The following is a 24,653-nucleotide window of genomic DNA, read 5'->3' on the forward strand; positions in this document are numbered from 1 at the left end:
TTTAAGCTCCCTGTCCTAGCCGCTCTAATTGATAACTGCCGTCCAGTACTGCCTGCCACCACTCTTTATGTTCTAAATACCACTGTACTGTTTTCCGTAGACCACTCTCAAAAGTTTCTGCTGGTGTCCAGCCCAGTTCACGCTCAATTTTACTGGCGTCAATGGCGTAGCGCAGGTCATGGCCCGGACGGTCTTTCACAAAAGTGATTAAACTCTCGTAATTTGGAATGTTAAGTGATGAGTTTTTAATTGGCGCCAGCTGTTCCAAAATAGTACAGATAGTTTTAACTACATCGATATTTTGTTTTTCGTTGTGGCCACCTATGTTATAGGTTTCGCCAACAATACCTTCGGTTACTACTTTGTATAAGGCTCTGGCATGGTCCTCTACATACAACCAATCACGTATCTGGTCACCCTTGCCATAAACAGGCAAAGGCTTACCTGACAATGCATTCAAGATAATTATAGGTATAAGCTTTTCAGGAAAATGATAAGGTCCATAATTGTTAGAGCAATTGGTGACTATAACCGGTAAACCGTAAGTACGATGCCAGGCGCGCACTAAATGATCTGAACTGGCCTTACTGGCAGAATAAGGGCTGCTTGGCGAATAAGGAGTAGTTTCGTTAAATAAATCATCTGTACCATGAAGGTCGCCATACACTTCATCTGTAGAAATATGATGAAAACGAAACGCCTTTTTACGCTCTTCTGGTAAATCTTTCCAATAATTACGTGCTGCTTCAAGCAAAGTGTAAGTACCAACAATATTGGTTTCTATAAAAGCTGCCGGACCATCAATCGAGCGATCAACATGACTTTCCGCCGCTAAATGCATTACTACATCGGGCTCATGCTTTGCAAATAGCGCTTTCATTGACTGTGCATCACAAATATCAGCTTGTTCGAATATATAGCGCTCGTTATTAGCAACAGCAGCTACCGAGTTTATGTTGCCGGCATAAGTCAGCTTATCAACATTAATTAAACTGTTTGATGTGTTCTCAATAATATGTCTCACAACCGCGGAGCCGATAAAGCCTGCACCACCAGTAACCAGTATTTTCATCTTAATTACTCATAAATTTTATGTACCAAGGCATCGCGGCAGCAATACCCTTTTTTATCACATAGGTAGGAGCATAACCGAGCAAACGTTCTGCTTTGCTAACATCTGCCTGAGAATGACGTACATCACCTGAACGAAACTCACGATATACCGGTGCTTGTTCGACGTTAATATCGTTTGAAGCAAGGGCAATTTTTATTGCGCTAAATAAATCATTGAGGGTGGTTCTACCCCCGACTGCGACATTATAAACTTGATCTTTAGCTTCGTCAGTCGCTGTTGCCGCCAGAATATTAGCCTGCACTGTGTTTTCTATAAAGCAAAAATCCCGGCTGGTTTCACCGTCACCATTAATAAATACATTCTCACCTTTTATCATCGCTGCAGTCCATTTTGGGATAACCGCAGCATATGCTCCTTTTGGATCTTGCCGTTTACCAAATACATTAAAATACCGTAAGCCAATTGATTTAAATTCGTAGCTGCGCGCAAAAACACTAGCATAAAGCTCATTTACATATTTAGTCACTGCATAGGGTGATAATGGATTACCAATATTTTCTTCTATCTTTGGTAAGGCCGGGTGGTCACCATAAGTTGAACTACTCGCTGCATAGGTAAAGCTTTTAACTTTAGCGTCACGAGCGGCCACTAGCATATTTAGAAAACCGGTGGTATTAACAGAATTTGTATTAATTGGATCAGCAATTGAACGGGGTACTGAACCCAATGCAGCCTGATGCAATATATAATCAACACCTGCTGACGCTAGCTGGCAGTCTTCTAAATTCCGAATATCGCCTAGAATAAAACTAAACCGAGACCATTGCTTGTCACTAACCAAACTTTTCACTTCGTCTAAATTATGCTGATGACCTGTTGCAAAGTTATCCAATCCAACCACGGTCTGATTTAACAGCAACAACGTTTCCAGTAGATTTGAGCCTATAAAACCTGCAACACCGGTAACAAGCCAAACTTTAGGGTCTGAAATTAATTGCTGTTTAATTTTTTCATACTGCATACCTAATAACCTTTAAAGACGCATATCTACTGACTCTGCGGGCAATACATACTTTAAATCATAAAGTACGCTGTCAGGCTTAGTCAGCGCACGGATGCCTGAAGCGCCCATTTCGCGAAACTCTTTATGACCCACGGCCAGAATTACAGCATCGTATATGCCCTGCTGCGGTGTACTCTGCACTGCAATATTATATTCATGTTGGGCTTCGTCCGCACTTACCCAGGGGTCAAATACGTCAGCTTCTACACCATATTCCTTTAACTCTGCCAGTATATCCACCACCTTGGTGTTGCGTATATCCGGGCAGTTCTCTTTAAAAGTTAGGCCCATCACCAGTACTTTCGCACCTGAGACGTGAATGCGCCGTTTAATCATCGTTTTTACCAGTTCACTAACAACATAGCGCCCCATGCTATCGTTAATTCGTCGCCCAGCCAGTATCACTTCGGGGTGATAACCAACTGACTGCGCCTTGTGAGTTAAATAGTAAGGATCAACACCAATGCAATGACCGCCAACTAACCCCGGCCTAAATGGCAAGAAGTTCCACTTAGTACCCGCGGCTAACAATACCTCTTCGGTATCGATGCCTAATTTATTAAAAATTAATGCCAGTTCGTTAATCAGGGCAATATTTAGATCACGCTGAGTGTTTTCTATTACCTTAGCCGCCTCGGCCACTTTTATAGAGCTTGCTTTAAAAGTGCCAGCAGTAATAATGCTGCGATAAAGGCTATCAACAAATTCGGCAACTTCAGCATTCGATCCTGACGTTACTTTTTTGATAGTCGTCACGCGATGCTCTTTATCACCCGGATTAATTCGCTCAGGGCTGTAACCCGCAAAAAAATCAATATTGTATTTAAGCCCGGAGACACGTTCGATAACCGGAATACAGTCTTCCTCTGTTGCACCCGGGTATACAGTTGACTCGTAAATTACAATATCGCCGGCTTTAATTACCCCACCGAGGGTTTCAGAGGCTTTAATTAAAGGAGTTAAGTCTGGCTGGCGATGCTCATCAATAGGTGTTGGTACCGTCACAATAAATACATTAGCACGGCGTAAATCTGCAATATCACTGCTGAAACTCAGTTTATCAGTTGAAGCCAGCTCTTCACTGCTCACTTCCAGTGTATGGTCTTCACCCAAGCTAAGCTCATTGATACGTTCCTGGTTAATATCAAAACCCAGGGTTGGGTAATGCTTGCCAAACTCAACCGCCAACGGTAAACCAACATAACCAAGGCCAACAATGGCGATATCTACTTGCGATAAATGCTTCATTGATTCCATATTCCTTTTGTGTCTACCACATAACCTTTGTTCGGGCCTTTTACCTTAAACTGCTTATGGTCAACCAATAAAACATGAATATCTGCTTCAGCAAAGGCATGCGCTGCGCTCGAAAGAGTCTGTATGGATAATTTTGCAGGTAGCGTTTCAATATTGGGCTCTACTAACAACATTGGGCCGCTATGAAGTGCAATTAGCTGCTGCGCAATTGCCATAGCAGGGCTTTCACGCAAGTCGTCAATATCAGGTTTAAATGCCAAACCGTAGCAGGCAATAGTCACGTCTTTTGCAGTTTTATCGGCATTGTCCTGCAGAAAATCGAAAACCGCCAGTTTAACTTTGTCGATTACCCACTCTGGCTTGCTGTCATTTACTTCTCGCGCTGTGCGGATAAGCCTGGCCTGCTCTGGTGTTTTGCTGACAATAAACCAGGGGTCCACTGCGATACAGTGGCCGCCTACACCAGGGCCCGGCTGCAGAATATTGACCCGCGGGTGGCGATTTGCTAGCTTTATCAGCTCCCATACATTGATATCGAGCTCATCGCAGATCATCGATAACTCATTGGCAAAGGCAATATTAACATCGCGAAAGCTGTTTTCGGTAAGCTTAGCCATTTCTGCGGTGCGGGCATTGGTAACTACACATTCACCTTGCACAAAGGTTTTATATAACGCAACGGAAGCCGCTGAACACTTCGGCGTCATACCGCCTATTACCCGATCGTTCTCAATAAGCTCACGCATAACATGGCCTGGTAATACACGTTCAGGGCAATGGGCAACCCGGATATCAGAATCTTCACCATGAGTTTGTGGAAAGGTTAAGTCAGGCCTTGCAGCCGCTAACCAGGCCGCCATTTGCTCGGTAGCACCCACAGGCGATGTTGATTCAAGTATAACCAGGTTACCCTTGGTAAGTACTGGCGCGATGGCATTGGTGGCTGCCTCAATATAGCTTAAATCAGGCTCGTGGTTATCGCCTTTAAACGGCGTTGGCACTGCAACGATAAAGGCATCAGCAGCTTCTGGTTTGGTAGTTGCCTTTAAATAGCCTTCGGTAACGGCCGCATGAACAACTATATCGAGATCAGGCTCGACAATATGAATTTTACCCTGATTAATGGTATCAACTGCTTTTTGATTAACGTCAACACCGATAACTTTTATTTTACGAGAGGCAAATACTGCCGCAGTTGGCAATCCTATATAACCCAGGCCAATCACGGACAAAGAAGAAAATTTCATTAATTAATTACCTTGATAAAGCGTATTGAGAATTCGTTGGCAGGCCTTGCCGTCACCATAAGGGTTATGGGCACGGCTCATGCTTTCATAAGCTGCAGTATTGGTAAGCAGAATACTGACTTCAGAAACAATTTTATCCACATCGGTACCTACCAGTTTTACTGTGCCTGCTGAAACCGCTTCTGGCCGCTCTGTCGTTTCGCGCATCACCAGCACTGGCTTGCCCAGAGAGGGGGCTTCTTCCTGAATACCGCCAGAGTCTGTGAGAATAATATGCGAGCGCATCATCAGGTAAACAAAGGGTAAATAGTCTTGCGGCTCGATTAAAAACACATTTTTTAATCCCGACAATAAACGATTAACCGGCTCTTGCACATTAGGGTTTAAATGCACCGGATAAACAATTTGGCTATCAGGAAACTTAACCGCAATTCGCCGCAGAGCTTCACAAATACGTTCAAATCCGCCACCAAAACTCTCCCGCCGGTGACCGGTAACCAGTACCATTTTTTTGCTGCTATCTAAAAATATGTAATGGCTTGCTAGCATTGCGGCAAGTTCAGTATTTAATTCTATTTTTTGTTTTACCAACAACAATGCATCGATAACGGTATTACCAGTTACACCAATACTTCTGGCATCTACATTCTCAGCGATTAAATTTTGTTCTGAAGTTGCAGTTGGGGCAAAATGAAAACTGGCTAATGCGCCGGTAAGTTTACGATTACCTTCTTCCGGCCAGGGGCTATAGATATTACCTGTGCGTAACCCCGCCTCTACATGCCCAACTTTTATTTGCTGATAGTAAGCAGCTAAAGACGCCGCCAGTGTGGTAGCCGTGTCACCATGCACCAGCACTACATCTGGCTTAAACTCAGCCAGTACCGGTTGTAAGCCTTTAAGAATACCGGTGGTAACATCAGTAAGCGTTTGACCAGCTTTCATAATATTCAGATCATAGTCCGGCGTTATTTCAAATAGTGCCAATACCTGATCTAACATTTCCCTGTGTTGCGCAGTGACACAGACTTTAGCATCAAAACGACTATCAGCTGCCAGGGCATGTACCAAAGGCGCCATCTTTATTGCTTCCGGCCGGGTACCAAATACAGTTAATACTTTCATTAATTAATTCTTTTGAGCAAAGTAACGCACCAAGACAACTGAAGTTGATAATGTGCCACCTAAAATAACTGCAAGTATCAATATTAATGCTCTCGCCGGTTTTGCTTTTTTCTCAGGCACAACTGCTGTGTCAATTGTTTTAAATGCATACTCGTCCCGCACATTGGCCAGCATTACTGTTTTAGTTTGCTCTTCAATTAATGAAAATAGCATAGTGCGTACATCGGCAATATTGGTTTGGTTAACCTGAGTGGTTAAATAGTCAATACTTTTTTGTGCTTCAGCCAATTCCCTGTCGCGCATTTCGTGATTAATTGCTTCTACTAACTGATCTATCCACTGCTTTGCCAAGACTGGAGAATAGTGCTCGATACTTAACTTAATCATTCCTGTAGTGCTATCTTCAGATATTCGGATCAACGCCATGAATGCTTCATACGTCTCCTGCACACTTGGCTTTTCACTGAAAGGCTCCTGGACAGACCTAACCCATTTCATTGTTCTTTCATCGTATAGCTCAGGGTCAATAACCAGTTTGTTTTCTGATCGAATCCAGCCTTCTGCCGCCATTACTGGCACAAATAAATTACGATTTTCAATAAAACGGCCAATAAATTCCCGCGATTTAAGAATTTCAATAGTCAAGGCGGTTTTGTCAGCACCTTTTCCGCCTAAGTTAACCCCAGCCAACGCTGCCAGGCCTCCCAACTGTCCTGGAATTTTAAGACCCGACTCTTCTGACACCGGCGCCAGCAAAACTTCGCTTTTATAAATATTCGGCAGGCTTAAGGCGTAAAACACTGCTGCAACGGCAAATACAAAGGTAGTAGCGATAATTATCCATTTACCCTGCCAGATAGCCCGGAATAATTCACGCAGGTCGATTTCGTCGTCGGCAGGTTTTTGATGTTGAGATACTTGTTCAGTCATGTCTTCCCTTAAAACGAATTAAGCGCAGCGATGGCGACAGCCGTCTGATAGAAAATCTGGGTAACCTGGGCCCACATACTTAAGTTGTCTTTATATTCGGTATCAAGCGGCGCAATAATGGTATCGCCCGGTTGTAAGCGGGTGCTGGAAACAGCAAACCAGCTACTTTGCGGAATAACCACTGAGCCATCGGCGCGGATAACATAGACACGCTCTTCGTCGGCACGCTTACGCAAACCGCCAGCAAGTTTTAAGTAATCATTAAGGGACATTGCCGGGTCGAAACGGTGACTACTGGGATGTTGCACCTCACCAAGAATGGCGACAGTATTATTGATGCGAGGAATGGACAACATATCGCCATCCTGCACCCGGATACTGTGATGCGGATTGCCGGCAATTATACTGTCTAAATCAATTACTAACCTGCCAACCGGCTTTTGTTGCTCTAACTCGCTAAGCATAGCGCTGGCATCAGCTACTGGTAACGTTGGCCCATCGGCAGTAAGGGCTTTAGCCGCAATATCAGCCCGCAGCTGGCTAATCAGCTTGGCCATTTGCTCGCTTTCTGTTTCCTGAATAATTTCCCGGGTAAATACCGCACCGCGGCTAAAGGCGTTAGCTGTTAAGCCACCCGCACGCTTTATTACATCGGCCAGGCTTTCGTTTTGCTGAATGGTATAGACACCCGGGAACCGCACTTCACCACGTAAGCTGATGCTGCGGGTAAAATTCCAGTCTGGCGTTTCAAATACGTTTAATGTGTCGCGACTGGTCAGCGTTGGGTTGTAATCACCAGAGAAAACCGCATTGAGATTCAGCGCGATATGACTTGTTTCAACCGCACCAAGCGTTTCATTATACTCTGCGCGGGTAAGCTCTGCCCGGTTAGCAAACGCCGATTGTGCCAGGCCGCCGGCAGCGATAATTAAATCACTTACCCTGCCATTTTTAGTCAGTGGATAGCTGCCAGCTACCTTAACGTTACCAGCCACATTAACAATTTGTGGCTGTAAGTTATACCGTGCCTGTTGCTCCAGTTTGGTCATAACAGGCACCAATAACTCAGTACGGGTTAAGTGCGCCGTGTAAGGCAGCAAGCGGCTGTCGAACATATACTGCTGTTTAACCCGGTTAAGATGATATTCAATTTGATGTGCCTGTTCGACGGTGAAAAAACCAAAGTCGGTTTCTTGTAATACCAGCGCTGCCGGCTCATCGATACTTTGCACGGTAAGTTTTTCCAGCTCGATGAATAGTTGCTTACGCTGATAACTGCCATCGCCATGCGGAAACACTAATAGCATATCGCGCGCCTGCAAGGTTAAGTTACTGGCGCTGGCGGGCTCGGTTATTGCCTGGCCTAAATTAAACTGAATAACCTCGATATCACCGGCGTTACTGCGCTCCCGGACAATAAGGGCGTAATCTAAATCGGCTACCATATGGACACCAGACCATAAGGTGGGTAATACATCTGCCACCGTTAACCCCGGCTGCCAGGCAAACTGACCGGGGCGGATCACGGCCCCGGCGACGGTTATGCTGTTTTCAACCCGGGGGGAGGTAGCGGCGATAGTTAATACATCCCCATTTTTAGCCGGGGTAGCAGCATCAGCTGAACTGGTCAGGTTCAGGCTTAATAAATCGCGCATATTGTCTTTATTAAAACGTTGTAATACCGCATTGCGTGGATAGGCACCGGCTTTGCTGCCGCCGGCCATTTGTAGCACATCAGCCAGGGTTTCAGTGCCTTTAAGCTCATAAATTGCAGGACGCTGTACTTCACCTTTTACTTCAACTAATGCTTTAACCGGCTCGACAAATACCACATCGCCATGCTGCAGGTTAACATCGGTGATGGCATTACCTTTTAACAATAATTCATACAAATCAACGTTTGCCAGGGTTTTACCGCCGCGGTTCACTTTAATGTGCCGCAAGCTGCCGATATCGGACACACCGCCGGCCACAAACAGGGCCTGAGTAACGGTCGTCATCGCAGATACCGCATAAGCACCGGGCTGCTTTGCTTCACCGGCGATAATAATATTAATAGTACGCAACTGGCCCATGCTAACTGTTGCGTTGACACCGATTTTCGCGTTTTGCACCCGCTCGACAATCAGCTCGCGCGCCTGATTGAAGCGCAGACCGCTGACATTAACGGTGCCAATTTCGGGCAGGCTGATACTGCCGTCACGATTAACCGTTAATTCATAACTGGTGTTCTCTTTACCAAACAACTGCAGCTCCAGGCTGTCATCCGGGCCTAAAATGTAACTGTCTGGCACCGGTACATTGGTAACAGGGGCAAAGGTACTGACCTCACTGTTAAACAGCTTTAAACCAAAACGTTCTAATTGATTGTCAGGTTTTGTATTGCGATCGAGTGAGTTGCGTTCAGCCTGCCCTTCACGGTCTGGCTGGCGCAATTGCTGCTCCAACGGTTTAACCGGCTCAGACTCACTGGTATTTGCTTGGTTGGCTGTGCCAGCCATGCTCGGCAAATCGTATCCATATTGTTTGGCTAAACGCTCCTGCTCTGCCCGCGGCAGTTTTTGAAACTGCTCTATCATTGCCGGCGAGATCGCCTGAGCGGAAGCCATAGCAGTGGTTAACCCTAAGGTTAAAGCCAGAAAACTAAGTTGGACAAATCTAAGCACCCGGAAACTCCGTTTTTAATAAGTATTTCGTTAACAGCAGCGGCGCTGCTTATTACTGGTTTAGCTTCAGACACGCTACCGCCATTAGGTTACAGCACCCTAAAGGCTGATGACACGACGACTTGTCTGATGACGCTTAAAAAGTTGCGGAATTCTACCTTTTTAAGCGACATTAATCGAACACTATTAACAGTTATTGACTGCCACTAACTCTTGTCTGGCTGGCTTTTGCTTATCTGCTGGTTATCCATTGTGGTTTTTACCCACTGCCCCAACAGGTTAAGTAACACGATACTGCGCTTATCACCATCGGCCAGCTGATACACTGCCTGAATACCGCTGAACGGGCCATTAAGCACGGTAAGTTCATCACCGGGTTTAAACGGCTGGTTCTGATCTTCCTGCTGCTGCTGCGCCAGTTGCTGCTGGCTTAACGCGGCAATAAGTGTCGCCGGCACTTGCGCCAATTGCTGACCGAAGCGGACAAAATCGGTAATACCACGGGTACTGCGGATAGTGCTGAGGTTAAGCTGTTCACTACTGATTTGTAAAAATAAATAGCGTGGAAACATTGGCTCGGTTACTTTTACCTGCTTGCCGGCTTTTAGTTTGTTGACAGTGAGCAGTGGTAAAAAACTGTGAAAACCCTGATTCGCCAGATGCTGCTGGGCTCGCTGCTCTTGCCGCGGCTTGCAGTAAAGTAAGTACCAGCTGTTTTTATCCATGTTACCCAAAGCCCTGTTACCAGCCCCCATTTTACCAGCGACGCTCCCAGCGCACGCCGATACCCTGGCTAAAGTCAGCTTCAGCTGCTCTGAGCGTGTCACGACTTAACTGGCCATCGATAGTCAGTAAACCATTAAATAACTCCAGCTGATAACCGGCCGCCAGCTGGCTGCGCTTGTTAACCGGTATAGCCGCCACTAAAGCGGTATTTTCGTTGTAGCTGGCGTGACTGAGGTTAGCATAAAAACTGCTGCCATCGCGATAATGCAGCTCTACCCCGGCCAGCCAACGCTTAGCAGCCTGACCATAGGGTGTATCGTGTTGCAGGCTTTGCCACTGCTGCATGTCCTCAGCAGTTTCTTTATATTCTGCCACCAGCATAGCCTGGACGCTGCGGTTAGCAATAAGGTATTCCGCACCGGCCAGCCAGCCGTATTTGCTGTTATTCAAGCTGATTTCACTGTACGCCGACAGGTTGCTGTTGATAGTAAAACGACCATCAAGGCTAACGGTGTTTATTCTGCTATCGGGAAATTGGTAAGAAGGGCTAAGATGCCCTGCTACTGTGACCAGCGAAGGTGCAACGCTGTTGACACGATGCAACTGTGAGCCACTGATAGCAAATTCGAAGCGGGTATGGGGTTTAAAGTTAACTCTGGCAGCCAGCACTTTAGCGTGGCGCAGTAAGGCACTGCCGGGTTGCTCGGCCAGCACCAGCTGGATATTAACTGCACCCAGCGGTTCCAGCACTGATAATAATGGCTCGCTGCTGTTTAAACGACTTAGCTGTAATGATTTTAATGGCCGGCCAGTGTTGCTGAAATTAGCACTGCTATCGTAACCCGGGCCCCACCACAGCTGCTGCTGGGCGGCACTTAATACCCAATTGCCTACGGTATAGGCTGCATAGCTACCATCCCAGTTGTTGTCAGCGGCAAAGCCATTGGCAAAATGATTGCTGTCAGCAAAGGTTTTACTGATACCCAGCGCCCAGTTTTCACCAATAAAATCGGTAGCAATATTCACTTCAGCCTGGTGTTGATAGGCCTTGCCAAAACCATTGCTGGCAACAGGATCTGAGCTTGCTGCCAGACTGAAAGATTTGATAACGGGCTGTTTGGCAAAATCGGCGGCTGAGATAACCCGCAAATAAGCAAATAACTGGCTGTTGTTCATGCTGGCGGTATTGATATTAGCTAAATCCGTTAACAAGGGTTGCCACATTAACGGATAGGTCGTAACAGGCGCACGCAGATAGCCGCCGTCTGCCAGAATCTTTATACTGCTGCGCAAGTACCTGTCATCGGTATCTACCCAGGGTGCAGCCTGACTAACAAAGGCTGATGCACTTAACGCAAGCGTCAGAAAAAATCCGGAGAAACGCATTGTAAAAAACATCCTGTAAGATGATAGCCTTTAGAAACGGCGTGGATGGTAGCAGACCGCTGTTATCGTGACAAGCAGTATGCTTGTACCGTTTTTAACAGGCCACTTTTTAAGCTTTCAAGTGGCTGCCAGCGAAGGTTAGTTTGGATTTTTGTACAATCAATAGCATAGCGTCTGTCATGTCCGGGCCGGTCGGCCACAAACTGAATAAACTGGCGGTAACTCTCGCCTTTTGACAGCTGGCAGAAGCCGGCAGGTGCCAGTTCATCCAGCAGATCATAAATTTGCTGTACCAAAGTCAGGTTACTGAGCTCGTTTAAGCCACCAATGTTGTAACTCTCACCGACATCACCTTTGGTAAGCACCAGATACAATGCCGCGGCATGGTCATCCACATACAGCCAGTCACGGATTTGCTGACCGTCGCCATAAACCGGTATAGGTTTGCCTGCCAGGGCACTGCTGATGGTTTTAGGGATAAGCTTTTCACTGTGCTGGCCCGGGCCATAGTTATTACTGCAGTTGCTGATAAGCACTGGCAGGCCATAGGTGCGATGCCAGGCCCTGACCAGATGATCTGAGCTGGCCTTGCTGGCTGAATAAGGGCTGCTGGGTGCGTAAGGTGTGGTTTCGGTAAACAGGTTATCTGTTTCATCTAAATCACCAAACACTTCATCAGTGGACACATGATGAAACCGGAATACTTGCTGCTCAATGGCGGTTAAGGTTTGCCAGTAACTGCGCGCAGCTTCAAGTAACGTGTAGGTGCCTATTATATTTGTCTGAATAAAGTCTGCAGGGGCATTAATGGAATTGTCAACATGGCTCTCGGCGGCCAGGTGCATGACAGCGTCAGGTTTAAAGCGGGCAAACAGCTGTTGCAGCAACGAAGCGTCACAAATGTCACCCTGTACCATGTTCACCCGGGGCTCAGTATTAAAACGCTCTACTGCAGCTAAATTAGCGGCATAAGTAAGTTTATCCAGCACCAGCAGCTGATGTCCGGTATGCTTTAGCAGATAATTAACCAACGCACAGCCAATAAAACCCGCACCGCCGGTGATCATTATCCTAAAATTACTCTGACCCATTTAATTATTCACTCCGACCCTTTTTAAGTAATAACTTATTCACTCAGACCCATTTTCTGCAGGCAGGAGGCGAGGCTATCTTGCCATGGCGGCAGACTAAGACCTAGCTGCTCAGTCAGCGCCTCGCTGGACAGCGCGCTGAAGGCCGGGCGCTTTGCCAGGGCGGGCCATTGTTTGCTACTGACGGCACTGACAGCGATATTGCTGCCTGTTAACCTGACAATCTCCTGTACCAGTTGGTACCAGCTAGCCTGGCCCTGCCCGGCGCAGTGCAGCAGTTGAGTGCTGGCAAAGCGCTCAGCAAAGCCTGCCGCTGTTACCAGCCCAACACAAAGCGCTGCCAGTTCACTGGCGTAGGTTGGGCTGCCGATTTGGTCGTTAACCACTTGCAGAGGGTTACCCTGACCAATTTGGTTAACAATACTGCGAACGAAGTTATGGCCAAATTCACTATACAGCCAGCTGGTACGCAGAATCAGGCCGGCAGGAGCGATATCGAGCATTAGCTGTTCGCCAGCGAGTTTGCTTTTACCATACTGATTAAGCGGCGCCGGCATGTCTGTTTCGGTATAGGGTTTTGTTTGCTGACCGTTAAAAACATAGTCGGTACTAAACTGCAGTAATGCTGCGCCGCTGGCTCTGGCGAAGTCACTGAGCTCAGCCACCAACTTCTCGTTTAACTGCCAGGCAAGTGCTATTTGCTGCTCAGCCTTATCTACCGCGGTAAAAGCACAGGTATTAATAATGATTGTCGGGGCATACTGCTTAAGGCAGCGTTTCAGCGCGGCGCTGTCGGTAACATCCAGCTTATGGCGCGGGATAAAATAAAACAGCTGACGAACAGGTTGTGGCAACAAAGTCACCTCTGCCTGAAATGCTTGTCCTAATTGGCCTGAGGCGCCCAGAACCAGGATCCGGTCAGTCATATAAGTTGTCAGTATATTTAAAATGCACCGGAAGATTGCTTAACAGCGATAGCTGCCGATCTTTCGCTGATAACAGCAATTGATCAGCCGGTAACAACCAGTCAATGGCCAGTGCTGGATCGGCATAGTAAATACCGCAGTCATCGGCAGGGCTGTAATAATTATCAACTTTATATTGCAATAAAGCTTGCGGGCTTAGTGTCAGATAACCATGAGCAAAGCCGCGGGGGACGAATAGCTGCTGCGGTTTGTCTGCAGACATTTTAGTAACCAGATGCTGACCGAAAGTCGGGCTGCCATGGCGGATATCAACAATAATATCTAACACAGCCCCCTGCACTACCCGCACCAGTTTACTTTGGGCAAACGGCGGTTTCTGATAATGCAGGCCACGTAATACGCCTATTTTTGAAACTGCTTCATTGTCCTGGATAAAACGCACTGAGTGGCCAGCAGCTTCATCCAGTTGCTGTTGCCGGTACATTTCACAGAATGAGCCGCGCTCGTCGCGATGCGGTTGATATTCCAGCAACAGTGCTCCATCCAGGCTAAGTTTGCTAATCTTCATACTGATTATTATAGCTTCCTGTTATTCAAGCAGCTGCAGCAAATACTGGCCGTACTGAGTATTGTCTATTGCTGCAGCCAACGCCGCTAACTTTTCTCTGGTGATATAACCTGACTCATACGCTATTTCTTCTAAACATGCTACTTTTAAGCCCTGGCGCTTTTCGATAACTTCAATATAGGCTGATGCTGCCTGCAGGTTCTCGGGAGTACCGGTATCTAGCCAGGCAAAACCACGGCCCAGCATGGTTAATGCCAGGCGCTGTTGTTGCAGATACTGCTGATTTAAGTCGGTAATTTCAAGTTCACCTCGCGCAGAGGGCTTCAGCAGACGTGCTTTTTCAACAACATCAGCAGGATAAAAATACAGTCCGGTTACCGCATAATGACTTTTCGGTTGCGAAGGCTTTTCCGCTATCGAGACTACTTTGCCGGAGCTATCTACCTCGGCTACGCCGTAGCGCTCGGGATTACTAACCCGGTAACCAAATATTGTCGCCATATTCTGCTTAACGGCCGTTTTCGCCTGCTGCAGCAAAGCGCTGAAGCCATGACCAATAAAAATATTATCACCCAGTACCAGACAAGCAGGGCTGCCAGCGAGAAAATCTTCAGCAAGAATAAAAGCCTGAGCGATTCCATCAGACGACGGTTGAATGCAGTAGCTAAAACTGACACCAGAATCGCTACCATCGCCCAGCAGGCGCTTAAAAGCGGCTTGATCCTCTGCAGTGGTAATGATCAGAATGTCACGGATCCCGGCCAGCATCAGCACTGATATTGGGTAGTAAATCATCGGTTTGTCGAAGATTGGCAATAATTGCTTTGAAACACCCCGGGTTATCGGATGCAAACGGCTACCGGTTCCACCTGCCAATACTATCCCTTTTACGCCGCTACCTGCTTTGGCGATACCCATACCTGCCCCGTATCTGACAATCTCAAACAAAGCCCGCATCTTACCAAAATAAAATGGGTCAGAGTGATTTTAACTTAACTTACAAAATCACTCTGACCCATTTTATTGCTTTGGCAGCAGATAATGCTATATTTTTATAACTTTAATTAACCTAATATTAATATGGCACGCAGGAAGCGATATCTGATAGCCAATATGCCTTACCATGTGGTGCAAAGGGGCCACAACCGCAGCAATTGCTTTTTGGGTGATGCTGACAGAGCTTGCTATTTATCAATTCTAGAACGGTATTTAGTGGTCTATCAGGTACGGCTTCATGCTTTTGTGTTGATGAGCAATCATGTTCATTTGCTAATGACGGCAACTAAGAATGGAGCTATTTCAAGTTTGATGCAGAATCTTGGTCGTGACTATGTGCACTATTTTAATAAACGATATCAACGGGTGGGGACATTGTGGGATGGGCGCTTTAAAGACAGCCTGGTAGATACCGACCAGTATTTTCTGACTTGTCAGCGTTATATCGAACTTAATCCGGTAAGGGCTAATTTGGTTACTGATCCCGCTGACTATCATTGGTCGAGTTATCACGCCAATGCCAGAGGCATACCAATCAAGATCATCAGCCCGCACCAATGTTACCTTAATCTGGCCGATACCGATGATGCACGGATAACAAGTTACCGAACGTTATTTGACCAGCAGTTTGCAGAAAACGAGCTAACCCAAATCCGCGATGCGATTAAGCATAATTACCCGCTGGCGAACGAAAGTTTTGTGCAGCATATAACCAACAAGTACAACATTCGTTTTGGCAGGCGCAATAAAGGCAGGCCAGAAAAAGGGTCAGAGTGAATAGTTTATTCACTCTGACCCTTTTTATATTACAGTCTTAAATCTGCAGTACCGGCTGGTAGCAGGTATTTAAGATCGTAAATAATATGCTCAGGTTTAGTCAGGGCTTTGATGCCCTGAGCGCCCATCTCGCGGAACTGTTTGTGCGCCACAGCCAGGATAACGGCATCGTAACTGCCATTTTCAGGGGAGTTAATCGGCGTAATGCCGTATTCGTGCTCGGCTTCTTTACTATCAACCCAGGGGTCGTATACATCGGCGGTAACACCGTATTCTTTTAATTCGCTGACAATATCAATCACTTTGGTATTGCGGATATCCGGGCAGTTTTCTTTAAAGGTCAGCCCCATTAGCAATACTTTTGCGCCAGCGACATGAATTCGTTTTTTGACCATGGCTTTGACCAGTTCGCTGACGACATAGCGGCCCATACTGTCGTTTATGCGCCGGCCGGCCAGAATAACTTCCGGATGATAACCTATCGATTGGGCTTTATGGGTTAGATAGTACGGATCAACTCCGATGCAATGCCCCCCCACTAAACCCGGCCTGAATGGCAGGAAGTTCCACTTGGTGCCGGCGGCCAGCAATACTTCTTCGGTATCGATACCCAGTTTATTAAAAATAACGGCCAGCTCGTTTATCAGCGCGATATTTAAATCCCGCTGGGTGTTTTCAATCACCTTAGCGGCCTCAGCCACCCGGATGCTGCTGGCCTGATAAGTACCGGCAGTAATAATACTGGCATATAACGCATCGACTGTGGCTGCGATAGCCGGTGTTGAACCTGAGGTGACTTTTTTAATGGTGGTAACCCGGTGCTCTTTATCACCCGGGTTTATCCGCTCCGGGCTGTAACCGGCATAAAAATCGATATTATATTTAAGGCCGCTTACCCGCTCGATCACCGGAATACAGTCTTCTTCGGTCGCGCCGGGATAAACCGTTGATTCGTAGATAACAATGTCGCCTGGCTTAATCACTTTACCGAGGGTTTCGGAGGCTTTAATTAATGGCGTTAAATCCGGCCGGCGGTGCTCGTCGATAGGTGTGGGTACCGTAACAATATAAATATTGGCACTTTTTAAATCATCCAGCTGATGGCTGAACTGCAGTTTAGACGCGCTGGCCAGCTCTTCGCTACTGACTTCCAGCGTATGATCAGTGCCCTTTTTTAATTCCGCTACCCGGGCCTGATTAATATCAAAGCCGAGCGTCTGATAATGCTTACCAAATTCCACGGCAAGTGGCAGGCCGACGTAGCCAAGGCCGATAATGGCCAGTTTTGCATCTGTTAAAGCTGTCATATCATTCCTTTTGCCATTATTTGGCTGGCTGGGCAATATACCAGGGCATCGCTACTGCGATACCTTCATTAATGGTGTGGCTGGGCAAATAGCCAAGCATAAGCCGCGCTTTACTGACGTCGGCCTGGGAGTGCCGGACATCGCCCGGCCGGAAATCAGCATATTCCGGCGCATGCGGGTAGGCAATACCATTGCTGGCCAGCGCGCTCTGAATAGCTCTGAACAGCTGGTTCAGGGTGGTTCTGTCGCCTACCGCCACATTAAACACTTCACTTTGTTCAATCTCTGCCAGTGCTGCACGCAGATTAGCCTGGACGGCGTTATCAACAAAACAAAAATCGCGGCTGGTTTCACCGTCACCGTTAATCACCACCTTGTCGCCGGCAATCATTGCTGCAGTCCATTTTGGGATCACGGCCGCATAGGCACCGTTTGGGTCTTGTCTTGGTCCAAACACATTAAAGTAGCGCAGACCAATACTGTGAAAGCCATAGCTGCGACTGAACACATCTGCGTATAGCTCGTTGACATATTTAGTGATGGCATATGGGGATAGTGGCTTGCCAATATTGGCTTCCACCTTGGGTAGCGCCGGGTGATCGCCATAGGTTGAACTGGATGCCGCGTAAACAAAGCGTTTGACCCCGGCATTGCGGGCGGCCAGCAGCATATTCAGAAAACCACTGATATTGACGTCATTGGTCGTCACCGGATCGGCCAGCGAACGCGGTACTGAACCAAGTGCAGCCTGATGCAATACATAATCCGCACCGGCTACTGCCTGAGCGCAATGTTCAGGATTGCGAATATCGCCTTCAATAAAATTGAAGCGTTGCCACTGCTCCGGACTTACCAGGTTTTGTACTTCATCTAAATTGCGTTGATGGCCGGTGGCAAAGTTATCCAGGCCGGTAACCTGCTGCTCAGCGGCCAGTAATGCCTGCAGTAAATTAGAACCGATAAAACCGGCGCAGCCCGTTATAAGCCAGCGGCGTGGCCCGGCACCACTGGTTAAACTGCTGATAATCTGACTAAAATCCATGTCTGCTAATCCTTATTGCTACGCTAACATTTTGGCTAACATGCTGGTCGACGTGTTCACCGGGTGCAGCATAACATGGCCAACAAATCGATTTAAACATCTGTTTATTCATTATCGCCTGCTGCTAGCTGCTGTTTAATTGCAGTAACAATGCGTTCGCAGGCTTTACCATCACCATACGGGTTATGGGCAAAGCTCATGGTCTGATAGTATTCACTGTCGGTTAATAGCCGGCTGACCTGCTCGACAATTTTCTGGCGGTTAGTCCCGACCAGCTTCACCGTACCGGCACTGACAGCTTCCGGTCGCTCTGTGGTGTCGCGCATAACCAGCACAGGCTTACCCAGTGACGGTGCTTCTTCCTGAATGCCACCCGAATCAGTTAACACGATAGTGGCGTTACTCATTAAATAAACGAATGGCAGATAATCCTGAGGCGGTATTAAATGCACGTTTGTAACATCGCTGAGCAACCGATACACTGGCTCGCGGACATTCGGGTTTAAATGAACCGGATAAACAATATCACAATCAGGAAACGCTTTGGCGAGATCTGCCAGGGCGGCACAAATTTGCTCAAAGCCGTCACCAAAGCTTTCGCGCCGGTGGCCGGTAACCAGAATTAAACGCCGGCCATGCTGGCCATACGGAAACTGTTGGGCAAACGCATTACTAAGCTTGTCGTCCTGACCAATTTTACTGACAACCTGCAGCAACGCATCAATGACAGTATTGCCGGTAACGACTATGCTGGCGGCGGCCACATTTTCAGCCAGTAAATTTGCCGCCGAAGTGTCGGTGGGGGCAAAATGCAAGCGAGTAATAGCGCCGGTCAGTTTGCGATTCGCTTCTTCCGGCCACGGACTGTAAATATTGCCGGTTCGTAACCCGGCCTCAACATGGCCCACGGCAATTTTTTCATAGTAGCAAGCCAGCGCTGCAGCAAAAGTGGTACTGGTATCACCATGCACCAGCACAATATCAGGCTTAAAATCGCGCAGTACCGGCTTTATTTTCAATAAAATGCTGGTGGTAACATCAAACAAGTCCTGGCCGGATTTCATAATTGCCAGATCATACTCAGGCTCTATCTGAAATAAACTGAGCACCTGATCCAGCATTTCCCGGTGCTGGCCGGTAACGCATACGCGGCTGTCAATCTCACTGTCAGTTTTTAACAGATTAACCAGCGGTGCCATTTTTATCGCTTCGGGGCGGGTTCCGAATACGCTGAGTACTTTAATCATAATAATCCTTAATTCTGTTACTCCATTTAAATCACTCTGACCCCTTTTTTATCGGCTGGTGCAGAAAAAGGGGTCAGAGTGATTTTATTTATTGGAATTCATCAAGATAGTCCAGCAGCTCGTCATCCAGCTCTTCTTCTTCAGGTTGCGGCGGATTACCGTCGTATATTTTAAATTCCTGACGCTGATAATATGACTCTTTGACAAAAGAATAAGGGTCAAGCGAGTCTTCCAGCATTTGCTCAACATTCATAAGTTGTTCGCGACTGTCCAGCGCGTCAATAGCAAAGCGGGTAAGGGTCAGTGGTGTATTTAGCAACCCGAGTGGAAAGTATAGTCCATCGACAATGCCACCGGCCGTACCGCGGACTGTGGTGGGCCCTCTGGCCGGGATCATTAAGAAGGCACCATCACCTACTCCCCAAACTGCCAGGGTCTGACTGAAGTCTTCTTCCACTTCGGCCAGACCAATTTTTGCCGCAACATCAAATAAGCCTAAAATACCAACGGTAGAATTAACCAGAAACCGGCCGGCGCTCACTGCGGCCCGGCCAGGCTTACCCTGCAGTAAACCGTTGATAAAACTGGCAGGCTCACTGAGGTTATCAACCGCATTAATTAAGCCTTTGCGGGCCGGCTTTGGTACCACTGTCATATAGCCCACGGTCGCAGGACGTAACAAATATTTGTCGAGGACATCGTAGTTAAAATCCCAGAGTGGCCGGTTTATTTGCTCCAGCGGATCGCGCGGGTCCGTATAGTCCGGCACCACAGGGGTAGCGGCTTCAGCCGCCTCTACATATTCATTATCGTCGCCCGATTGCACGGTGGCGTTGTTCGATTGCGCCGGCTGAGATTGTGAAGCCGGTTTGCCGGCACAACCGGCAATGAACAGGGTAACGGTCAGTACAAAGAGCAGCGGCATCCGATGCTTACAAGTATTTACAGCCATGTCAGGGTTCCAGAGTCAGCGTTACGCTGATTTTTGCATCGTTAAAAGTAAGGACATCCGATTCTACCTGCAGGTCGCCGGCCATTTGCTCAACAGTGCCTGCCTGCGACATTCGCGCCACAACCACCACCTGGTCGGCCCGGTTCAGGCTCCAGTCTGGTTGCATCGCCATTTTCTCATCCAACAGTAATTCCACTTCGCCACTGGGGAGTGGGATCCGCTGCACCGCAAGTGGCAATTTCGGTCCATCGACCGCGCGGGCAAACAAAAACAAACTGGCTTGCGGATTTTCAGCCGCAAGCTCTGGCGCGACGGTTAAGCGCACCCGGATTTGCCGGCCAATGCTCCCGGCACTGTCTACCCCCAGCTCGTTAAGCTTGCTTAGCACCAGCGGATAACGGGGATCAGTCGGTTCCAGTTGTTCAGCCAGTAAACTCCAGGCTTTTATCGCCTCGGCGGTATCGCCTTTTTCATGGGCAATCAGCGCCATTAATGACATGGCATCCAGATTATCCGGCTCGGTTAATAATATTCTGGCAACCGCCCGCCCGGCTCTGGCCAGGTTTTCATCGCCACCTACCACAATCAATGCCTGGGCAAAATTAAGCAATAACGGGATCCGGTTCGGGCTAAGCTTAAGTGATTTTTCAAAGGCCTCGATGGCATCTTCCATTAGCCCCTGTGACATCCAGATCCGGCCCAGCAGCATCCAGGCAACGGCGTCATCGCCCTCTTCTGCCAGTTTGGTACGAAGCGCCAGGGCAAATAAGCGGGTTTCATGCTCAGATAACGGCTCGCCCTGGCCCAGCAAGGCCCGCTCGCCATAACTTGCCAGGTCGGCTCTGGCCTGCTGCCAGTCGGCAAGTTCAGTGTAATGGCCGTTAAAACGGTAAATTGCCGCCACCGCGATCAGCACGAACAACAGCAAGCCCAGATGCCACCAGATTTGCCGCTTGGGCTGCTGGTATTGCATTGTTTGTTGCTGTTGCTGATTAAACTGTTGCTTTAACTCAGCGGCAGCAGCGGCAAAATCCTGCTCTGCCAGCTCGCCACTGTCACGCGCTAATGCCAGCAATTGCAGCCGCTCTTCAAATAATTGCAGCGGAGTCTGATTGTTGGCGGAACTGGCCTTGCGGGGCCAGCTGATAATAATGGCACTGAGAGCCAGCATTATCACTGCAGCAAGCAGTAATGGCCATAACATCATTTTTTACTCCGGTATTGTTCAATCAGTTTATCCAGCTCGGCGTCCAGCTGTTCTGACGGCGCTGTTTCTGCTTGTTGTTCAGCTGAGTGCTCATCTTCATCCGTTACTGCCTGCTGCCTGCGCCGCTGTAGTTGCAAGCCAAACAGAGCCAGCAGCATAAGCAACGGGGCCAGCCATAGTAACAGGGTGTAGCGATTAACAGGCGGCTGATAATGGACAAAATTACCATAGCGGTTAATCATATAATCCAGCACGTCATCACGGCTGCTGCCCTGCATAATCATATCGTAGGTTTTCTGGCGCATATCCACCGATACTACTGCATTGGAATCCGCTATATTCTGGTTCTGACATTGCGGGCAGCGTAATTCAGCAGTCAGCTCCTGGTATAACTGGCGCTGCGTTTCATTTTCAAAGCGCAGCGCCTCCTCAGTGGCCTGCAGCGGCAGGCTAAACAGCAGTAAGGTAAACAACCAGCAGACTGTTTTTATGGCTACTGCTTTCATTCAGAGCCCCCGTCCAGCTGGCGCCATTGCTGATACAGCGGTGCCAGTTTATTGCGCCACACCTGCGGGTTAATGTCGCCAATATGGTGGGCCCGCACTATGCCCAGACTATCAATAATAAAGGTTTCAGGCGCACCACTTACCCCTAGATCGAGCGCCAGGCTGCGATCGAAATCCAGAATATTAAACTGATAAGGATTACCCCGCTGTTGCAATTTGTTACTGACATCGGCTTGTAAGGCGGCTAAATCGAAGCTTTCACCCAGCAAGGGGTCAACCGGTAGCACATAATACAGGCCGATAATTTTAACGCCCTGCTGCTCTCGTAGTTCTGTCATGTAGCTGAGTTCAGCATTACAGGTAGGGCACCAGGTCCCCCAGACGTTCAGTAAAAAGGTCTCGCCGCGCAGTTGTTCCGGCTGCCACCGCTTTGCCGGGTTCATTAAATCGGGCAGATTAAAGGCCGGCAACGGCTTATCGGTGCTGACAGACTCCCGCTCCATCGGGTTGGAGAAAAGACCACTGAGTAAAAACAGTGCCAGTCCGAGAAATAACGCCAGCGGCAGAAAAAACATCAGTTTACGCATTGGCTGCCTCCGTCTGATTTAGCGATGTCGCCACAGGGCCGCTGCGCCGGTACCGTTTATCCAGCAGTGCCACCAAAGCCCCCAGCGCCATTAACAGGCCACCGAGCCAAATCCAGCGGACAAAAGGTTTAACGTATAAGCGCAACGCCCAGGCATTGCCGGGCAGAGTCTCGCCCAGTGACACATATAAATCGCGGCTTAACCTGGCGTGGACTGCCGACTCGGTCATCACGGTACGCTGAATAGTGTAGAAGCGTTTTTCAGCATGTAGCTGGCTGATAAATTGCCCCTTACTGTTATGCACCGCGATTTCTGCTGCTTCGCCACCATAATTGGCGCCATCGAGCGGATAAACCTCCAGCAAGGTGAACTGATAACCTGCCAGGGTAATGCTGTCGTTTACCTGCATCCGCACATCGCGCTCGACACTGAAGGTTTTGGTCATTGCCACCCCAACCACTAACACGGCAAAACCAATATGGGCAATGGTCATGCCGTAATGGCTGGCATGCAGCTTAAAGGCGCCTTTGGTTACCGAGCCAAACTGACTCAGCCGCTGATACAGCTCATACAAGGCTGATACCCCTACCCAGGCGCCAAGCAGCAGGCCGAGCAGCGCCAAATTGGCCTGCACACTCTGCATTGCCGCCAGCGTACCCAGCGCCAGTACCAGACTGGCGACAGCGACTAAACTGAGCGGGCCCAGCAAGGGTTTTACCGGTTGCTGTTTCCAGCGCACCCAAGGCCCCAGGCCCAGCAGCAGCGCAAACGGAATAGTCAGGTAGTAAAACATCTGGTTGAAAAACGGCTCGCCAATCGAAATGGTACCAAGCCCCAGCTCTTTATGAAACAGCGGGAATAAGGTGCCTAAAAACACCACCAGGGTGGCGGTTAATAAAAATACATTATTGCCCCACAACATCACTTCGCGGGAGAACAACTGATAGCGGGCCTGGCTGCGCACTGAATTCATCCGGCTGGCATACAGCGCCAGCGAGCCGCCGATGACCACTAGCAGAAACACCAGCAAAAAGATGCCACGATCAGGATCTGCCGCGAACGAATGGACCGACACCAACACCCCGGAGCGGACTAAAAAAGCACCGACCAGACTTAACGAAAAAGCCGCCAGTGCCAACAGCACCGTCCAGGATTTAAAGGTACCGCGCTTCTCTGTAACCGCCAGGCTATGAATAAGAGCGGTACCAACCAACCACGGCAGGAAAGAGGCGTTTTCCACCGGATCCCAGAACCACCAGCCGCCCCAGCCCAGCTCATGATAAGCCCACCAGCTGCCAAACATTATACCGAGGGTTAAAAATAGCCAGGCTGCCAGGGTCCAGGGCCGGGCCCAGCGCGCCCAGGTGCTGTCAAATTTGCCACCAATTAACGCGGCAATGGCAAAAGCAAACGACACGGCAAAACCGACATACCCCATATACAGCAGCGGCGGGTGGATGATCATGCCAAAATCCTGCAACAGCGGATTCAGATCCATGCCCTCTACCGGATAAAACGGCAGGCTGCGGGCAAAGGGGTTAGACATAAACAGCGAAAAAGCAATAAAGCCAATATTAATCAGCCCCAGTACGCCCAGGATCCGGCCCTGCATTAACAGCGGTAAGCCTTTGGAGAATATGGCAACCAGTGCGGTCCAGCCCGCGAGCATTAATATCCACAACAGCATCGAACCTTCGTGCGACCCAAAGCTGGCGGTTATCTGATAATACCAGGGTAAAATTGAACTGGAGTTAGTCGCGACATTAATAACAGTAAAGTCGCTGGTTAAAAACGCATGCACCAGCGCCAGTTTTGCGAGCAGGCAAAATACAAAAAGGCCGATTGCCAGGGGTTTAGCCTGCAATAAAGCCCGCTGATTGCCACTGAAACTGCCATATAACGGCACTGCCGCCAGCAACACCGCCAGCGCCAGGGCAAAGGTCAAAGCCAGCTGGCCATATTCAGCTATCAT

The 24,653-nt window shown here is 48.4% G+C and carries 22 protein-coding genes; 1 reads left to right on the forward strand and 21 read right to left on the reverse strand.

Annotated features, from left to right (window positions below; all coding sequences use genetic code 11):
* Nucleotide 1: 1 nt before the first annotated feature.
* The 13 genes from rfbB (R3187_RS12675) to rfbA form a co-directional block, all read right to left on the reverse strand.
* The gene (gene rfbB / locus R3187_RS12675; RefSeq protein ID WP_318967423.1) at nucleotides 2–1,072 is read right to left on the reverse strand and encodes a dTDP-glucose 4,6-dehydratase; all 1,071 of its coding nucleotides are present in this window, start codon (nucleotides 1,070–1,072) and stop codon (nucleotides 2–4) included.
* Nucleotide 1,073: 1 nt separating this feature from the next.
* Complete coding sequence (locus R3187_RS12680) at nucleotides 1,074–2,096, reverse strand: NAD-dependent epimerase/dehydratase family protein (protein ID WP_318967424.1); 1,023 nt, start codon at nucleotides 2,094–2,096, stop codon at nucleotides 1,074–1,076.
* 12 nt (nucleotides 2,097–2,108) lie between these two features.
* A complete protein-coding gene (gene tviB / locus R3187_RS12685) occupies nucleotides 2,109–3,386 on the reverse strand; it encodes a Vi polysaccharide biosynthesis UDP-N-acetylglucosamine C-6 dehydrogenase TviB (RefSeq protein ID WP_318967425.1) in 1,278 nt (425 codons plus the stop codon).
* Nucleotides 3,383–4,642, reverse strand: a complete 1,260-nt coding sequence (wecC, locus tag R3187_RS12690; RefSeq protein WP_318967426.1) for a UDP-N-acetyl-D-mannosamine dehydrogenase — start codon at nucleotides 4,640–4,642, stop codon at nucleotides 3,383–3,385. The genes tviB (R3187_RS12685) and wecC overlap by 4 nt, the downstream gene beginning before the upstream one ends.
* A 3-nt stretch (nucleotides 4,643–4,645) precedes the next feature.
* Complete coding sequence (gene wecB, locus R3187_RS12695; RefSeq protein ID WP_318967427.1) at nucleotides 4,646–5,767, reverse strand: non-hydrolyzing UDP-N-acetylglucosamine 2-epimerase; 1,122 nt, start codon at nucleotides 5,765–5,767, stop codon at nucleotides 4,646–4,648.
* A 3-nt stretch (nucleotides 5,768–5,770) separates the two neighbouring features.
* Nucleotides 5,771–6,697, reverse strand: a complete 927-nt coding sequence (locus tag R3187_RS12700; protein WP_318967428.1) for a Wzz/FepE/Etk N-terminal domain-containing protein — start codon at nucleotides 6,695–6,697, stop codon at nucleotides 5,771–5,773.
* 8 nt (nucleotides 6,698–6,705) lie between these two features.
* On the reverse strand, nucleotides 6,706–9,363 hold the full coding sequence (locus R3187_RS12705; protein ID WP_318967429.1) for an SLBB domain-containing protein: 2,658 nt from the start codon (nucleotides 9,361–9,363) through the stop codon (nucleotides 6,706–6,708).
* Between the two features lie 206 nt (nucleotides 9,364–9,569).
* The gene (gene rfaH / locus R3187_RS12710; protein ID WP_318967430.1) at nucleotides 9,570–10,088 is read right to left on the reverse strand and encodes a transcription/translation regulatory transformer protein RfaH; all 519 of its coding nucleotides are present in this window, start codon (nucleotides 10,086–10,088) and stop codon (nucleotides 9,570–9,572) included.
* A 31-nt stretch (nucleotides 10,089–10,119) separates the two neighbouring features.
* Nucleotides 10,120–11,475 (reverse strand): capsule assembly Wzi family protein, encoded by a 1,356-nt coding sequence (locus R3187_RS12715; protein WP_318967431.1) that lies wholly within the window; start codon nucleotides 11,473–11,475, stop codon nucleotides 10,120–10,122.
* A 62-nt stretch (nucleotides 11,476–11,537) separates the two neighbouring features.
* Nucleotides 11,538–12,566 carry a dTDP-glucose 4,6-dehydratase gene (rfbB, locus tag R3187_RS12720; protein WP_318967432.1) on the reverse strand — a complete coding sequence of 343 codons (1,029 nt, stop codon included), beginning with the start codon at nucleotides 12,564–12,566 and terminating at the stop codon, nucleotides 11,538–11,540.
* Nucleotides 12,567–12,601: 35 nt separating this feature from the next.
* Nucleotides 12,602–13,492: a dTDP-4-dehydrorhamnose reductase gene (gene rfbD, locus R3187_RS12725; protein WP_318967433.1), complete on the reverse strand. Its 891-nt coding sequence runs from the start codon at nucleotides 13,490–13,492 to the stop codon at nucleotides 12,602–12,604.
* Nucleotides 13,485–14,060 carry a dTDP-4-dehydrorhamnose 3,5-epimerase gene (rfbC, locus tag R3187_RS12730; protein WP_318967434.1) on the reverse strand — a complete coding sequence of 192 codons (576 nt, stop codon included), beginning with the start codon at nucleotides 14,058–14,060 and terminating at the stop codon, nucleotides 13,485–13,487. The genes rfbD and rfbC overlap by 8 nt, the downstream gene beginning before the upstream one ends.
* Nucleotides 14,061–14,081: 21 nt before the next feature.
* A complete protein-coding gene (gene rfbA, locus R3187_RS12735; RefSeq protein WP_318967435.1) occupies nucleotides 14,082–14,978 on the reverse strand; it encodes a glucose-1-phosphate thymidylyltransferase RfbA in 897 nt (298 codons plus the stop codon).
* Nucleotides 14,979–15,173: 195 nt separating this feature from the next.
* Here rfbA and R3187_RS12740 point away from each other — a divergent pair, with 195 nt between their 5' ends.
* The gene (locus tag R3187_RS12740) at nucleotides 15,174–15,833 is read left to right on the forward strand and encodes a transposase (protein ID WP_318967501.1); all 660 of its coding nucleotides are present in this window, start codon (nucleotides 15,174–15,176) and stop codon (nucleotides 15,831–15,833) included.
* Nucleotides 15,834–15,862: 29 nt separating this feature from the next.
* Here the strand turns inward: R3187_RS12740 and tviB (R3187_RS12745) are convergent, their stop codons facing one another.
* From tviB (R3187_RS12745) to R3187_RS12780, 8 genes are all read right to left on the reverse strand, one after another.
* Nucleotides 15,863–17,140, reverse strand: a complete 1,278-nt coding sequence (tviB, locus tag R3187_RS12745) for a Vi polysaccharide biosynthesis UDP-N-acetylglucosamine C-6 dehydrogenase TviB (protein WP_318967436.1) — start codon at nucleotides 17,138–17,140, stop codon at nucleotides 15,863–15,865.
* Nucleotides 17,141–17,156: 16 nt separating this feature from the next.
* A complete protein-coding gene (locus tag R3187_RS12750) occupies nucleotides 17,157–18,182 on the reverse strand; it encodes an SDR family oxidoreductase (RefSeq protein WP_318967437.1) in 1,026 nt (341 codons plus the stop codon).
* Between the two features lie 104 nt (nucleotides 18,183–18,286).
* On the reverse strand, nucleotides 18,287–19,429 hold the full coding sequence (gene wecB / locus R3187_RS12755) for a non-hydrolyzing UDP-N-acetylglucosamine 2-epimerase (protein WP_318967438.1): 1,143 nt from the start codon (nucleotides 19,427–19,429) through the stop codon (nucleotides 18,287–18,289).
* An 88-nt stretch (nucleotides 19,430–19,517) separates the two neighbouring features.
* The gene (locus R3187_RS12760) at nucleotides 19,518–20,381 is read right to left on the reverse strand and encodes a VacJ family lipoprotein (RefSeq protein ID WP_318967439.1); all 864 of its coding nucleotides are present in this window, start codon (nucleotides 20,379–20,381) and stop codon (nucleotides 19,518–19,520) included.
* A gap of 1 nt (nucleotide 20,382) precedes the next feature.
* On the reverse strand, nucleotides 20,383–21,588 hold the full coding sequence (gene ccmI, locus R3187_RS12765) for a c-type cytochrome biogenesis protein CcmI (protein WP_318967440.1): 1,206 nt from the start codon (nucleotides 21,586–21,588) through the stop codon (nucleotides 20,383–20,385).
* A complete protein-coding gene (locus tag R3187_RS12770) occupies nucleotides 21,585–22,094 on the reverse strand; it encodes a cytochrome c-type biogenesis protein (RefSeq protein ID WP_318967441.1) in 510 nt (169 codons plus the stop codon). Before R3187_RS12770 ends, ccmI begins: the two co-directional genes overlap by 4 nt.
* Nucleotides 22,091–22,681 carry a redoxin family protein gene (locus R3187_RS12775; RefSeq protein ID WP_318967442.1) on the reverse strand — a complete coding sequence of 197 codons (591 nt, stop codon included), beginning with the start codon at nucleotides 22,679–22,681 and terminating at the stop codon, nucleotides 22,091–22,093. The genes R3187_RS12770 and R3187_RS12775 overlap by 4 nt, the downstream gene beginning before the upstream one ends.
* On the reverse strand, nucleotides 22,674–24,653 hold the full coding sequence (locus R3187_RS12780) for a heme lyase CcmF/NrfE family subunit (protein WP_318967443.1): 1,980 nt from the start codon (nucleotides 24,651–24,653) through the stop codon (nucleotides 22,674–22,676). Before R3187_RS12780 ends, R3187_RS12775 begins: the two co-directional genes overlap by 8 nt.

Origin of the sequence: Arsukibacterium sp. (assembly GCF_033721375.1) — a bacterium.
Lineage (GTDB): Bacteria > Pseudomonadota > Gammaproteobacteria > Enterobacterales > Alteromonadaceae > Alishewanella.

Bases quoted from the DNA above. Each gene is read 5' to 3' on its own strand.
- ccmI (WP_318967440.1), bottom strand. From the start codon at position 21,588: ATGATGTTATGGCCATTACTGCTTGCTGCAGTGATAATGCTGGCTCTC.
- R3187_RS12760 (WP_318967439.1), bottom strand. From the start codon at position 20,381: ATGGCTGTAAATACTTGTAAGCATCGGATGCCGCTGCTCTTTGTACTG.
- rfbA (WP_318967435.1), bottom strand. From the start codon at position 14,978: ATGGGTATCGCCAAAGCAGGTAGCGGCGTAAAAGGGATAGTATTGGCA.
- rfaH (WP_318967430.1), bottom strand. From the start codon at position 10,088: ATGGATAAAAACAGCTGGTACTTACTTTACTGCAAGCCGCGGCAAGAG.
- rfbB (WP_318967432.1), bottom strand. From the start codon at position 12,566: ATGGGTCAGAGTAATTTTAGGATAATGATCACCGGCGGTGCGGGTTTT.
- tviB (WP_318967436.1), bottom strand. From the start codon at position 17,140: ATGACAGCTTTAACAGATGCAAAACTGGCCATTATCGGCCTTGGCTAC.
- rfbB (WP_318967423.1), bottom strand. From the start codon at position 1,072: ATGAAAATACTGGTTACTGGTGGTGCAGGCTTTATCGGCTCCGCGGTT.
- R3187_RS12750 (WP_318967437.1), bottom strand. From the start codon at position 18,182: ATGGATTTTAGTCAGATTATCAGCAGTTTAACCAGTGGTGCCGGGCCA.
- R3187_RS12715 (WP_318967431.1), bottom strand. From the start codon at position 11,475: ATGCGTTTCTCCGGATTTTTTCTGACGCTTGCGTTAAGTGCATCAGCC.
- wecC (WP_318967426.1), bottom strand. From the start codon at position 4,642: ATGAAATTTTCTTCTTTGTCCGTGATTGGCCTGGGTTATATAGGATTG.
- R3187_RS12680 (WP_318967424.1), bottom strand. From the start codon at position 2,096: ATGCAGTATGAAAAAATTAAACAGCAATTAATTTCAGACCCTAAAGTT.
- tviB (WP_318967425.1), bottom strand. From the start codon at position 3,386: ATGAAGCATTTATCGCAAGTAGATATCGCCATTGTTGGCCTTGGTTAT.
- rfbD (WP_318967433.1), bottom strand. From the start codon at position 13,492: ATGACTGACCGGATCCTGGTTCTGGGCGCCTCAGGCCAATTAGGACAA.
- wecB (WP_318967438.1), bottom strand. From the start codon at position 19,429: ATGATTAAAGTACTCAGCGTATTCGGAACCCGCCCCGAAGCGATAAAA.
- wecB (WP_318967427.1), bottom strand. From the start codon at position 5,767: ATGAAAGTATTAACTGTATTTGGTACCCGGCCGGAAGCAATAAAGATG.
- R3187_RS12780 (WP_318967443.1), bottom strand. From the start codon at position 24,653: ATGATAGCTGAATATGGCCAGCTGGCTTTGACCTTTGCCCTGGCGCTG.
- R3187_RS12700 (WP_318967428.1), bottom strand. From the start codon at position 6,697: ATGACTGAACAAGTATCTCAACATCAAAAACCTGCCGACGACGAAATC.
- R3187_RS12775 (WP_318967442.1), bottom strand. From the start codon at position 22,681: ATGCGTAAACTGATGTTTTTTCTGCCGCTGGCGTTATTTCTCGGACTG.
- rfbC (WP_318967434.1), bottom strand. From the start codon at position 14,060: ATGAAGATTAGCAAACTTAGCCTGGATGGAGCACTGTTGCTGGAATAT.
- R3187_RS12740 (WP_318967501.1), top strand. From the start codon at position 15,174: ATGCCTTACCATGTGGTGCAAAGGGGCCACAACCGCAGCAATTGCTTT.
- R3187_RS12770 (WP_318967441.1), bottom strand. From the start codon at position 22,094: ATGAAAGCAGTAGCCATAAAAACAGTCTGCTGGTTGTTTACCTTACTG.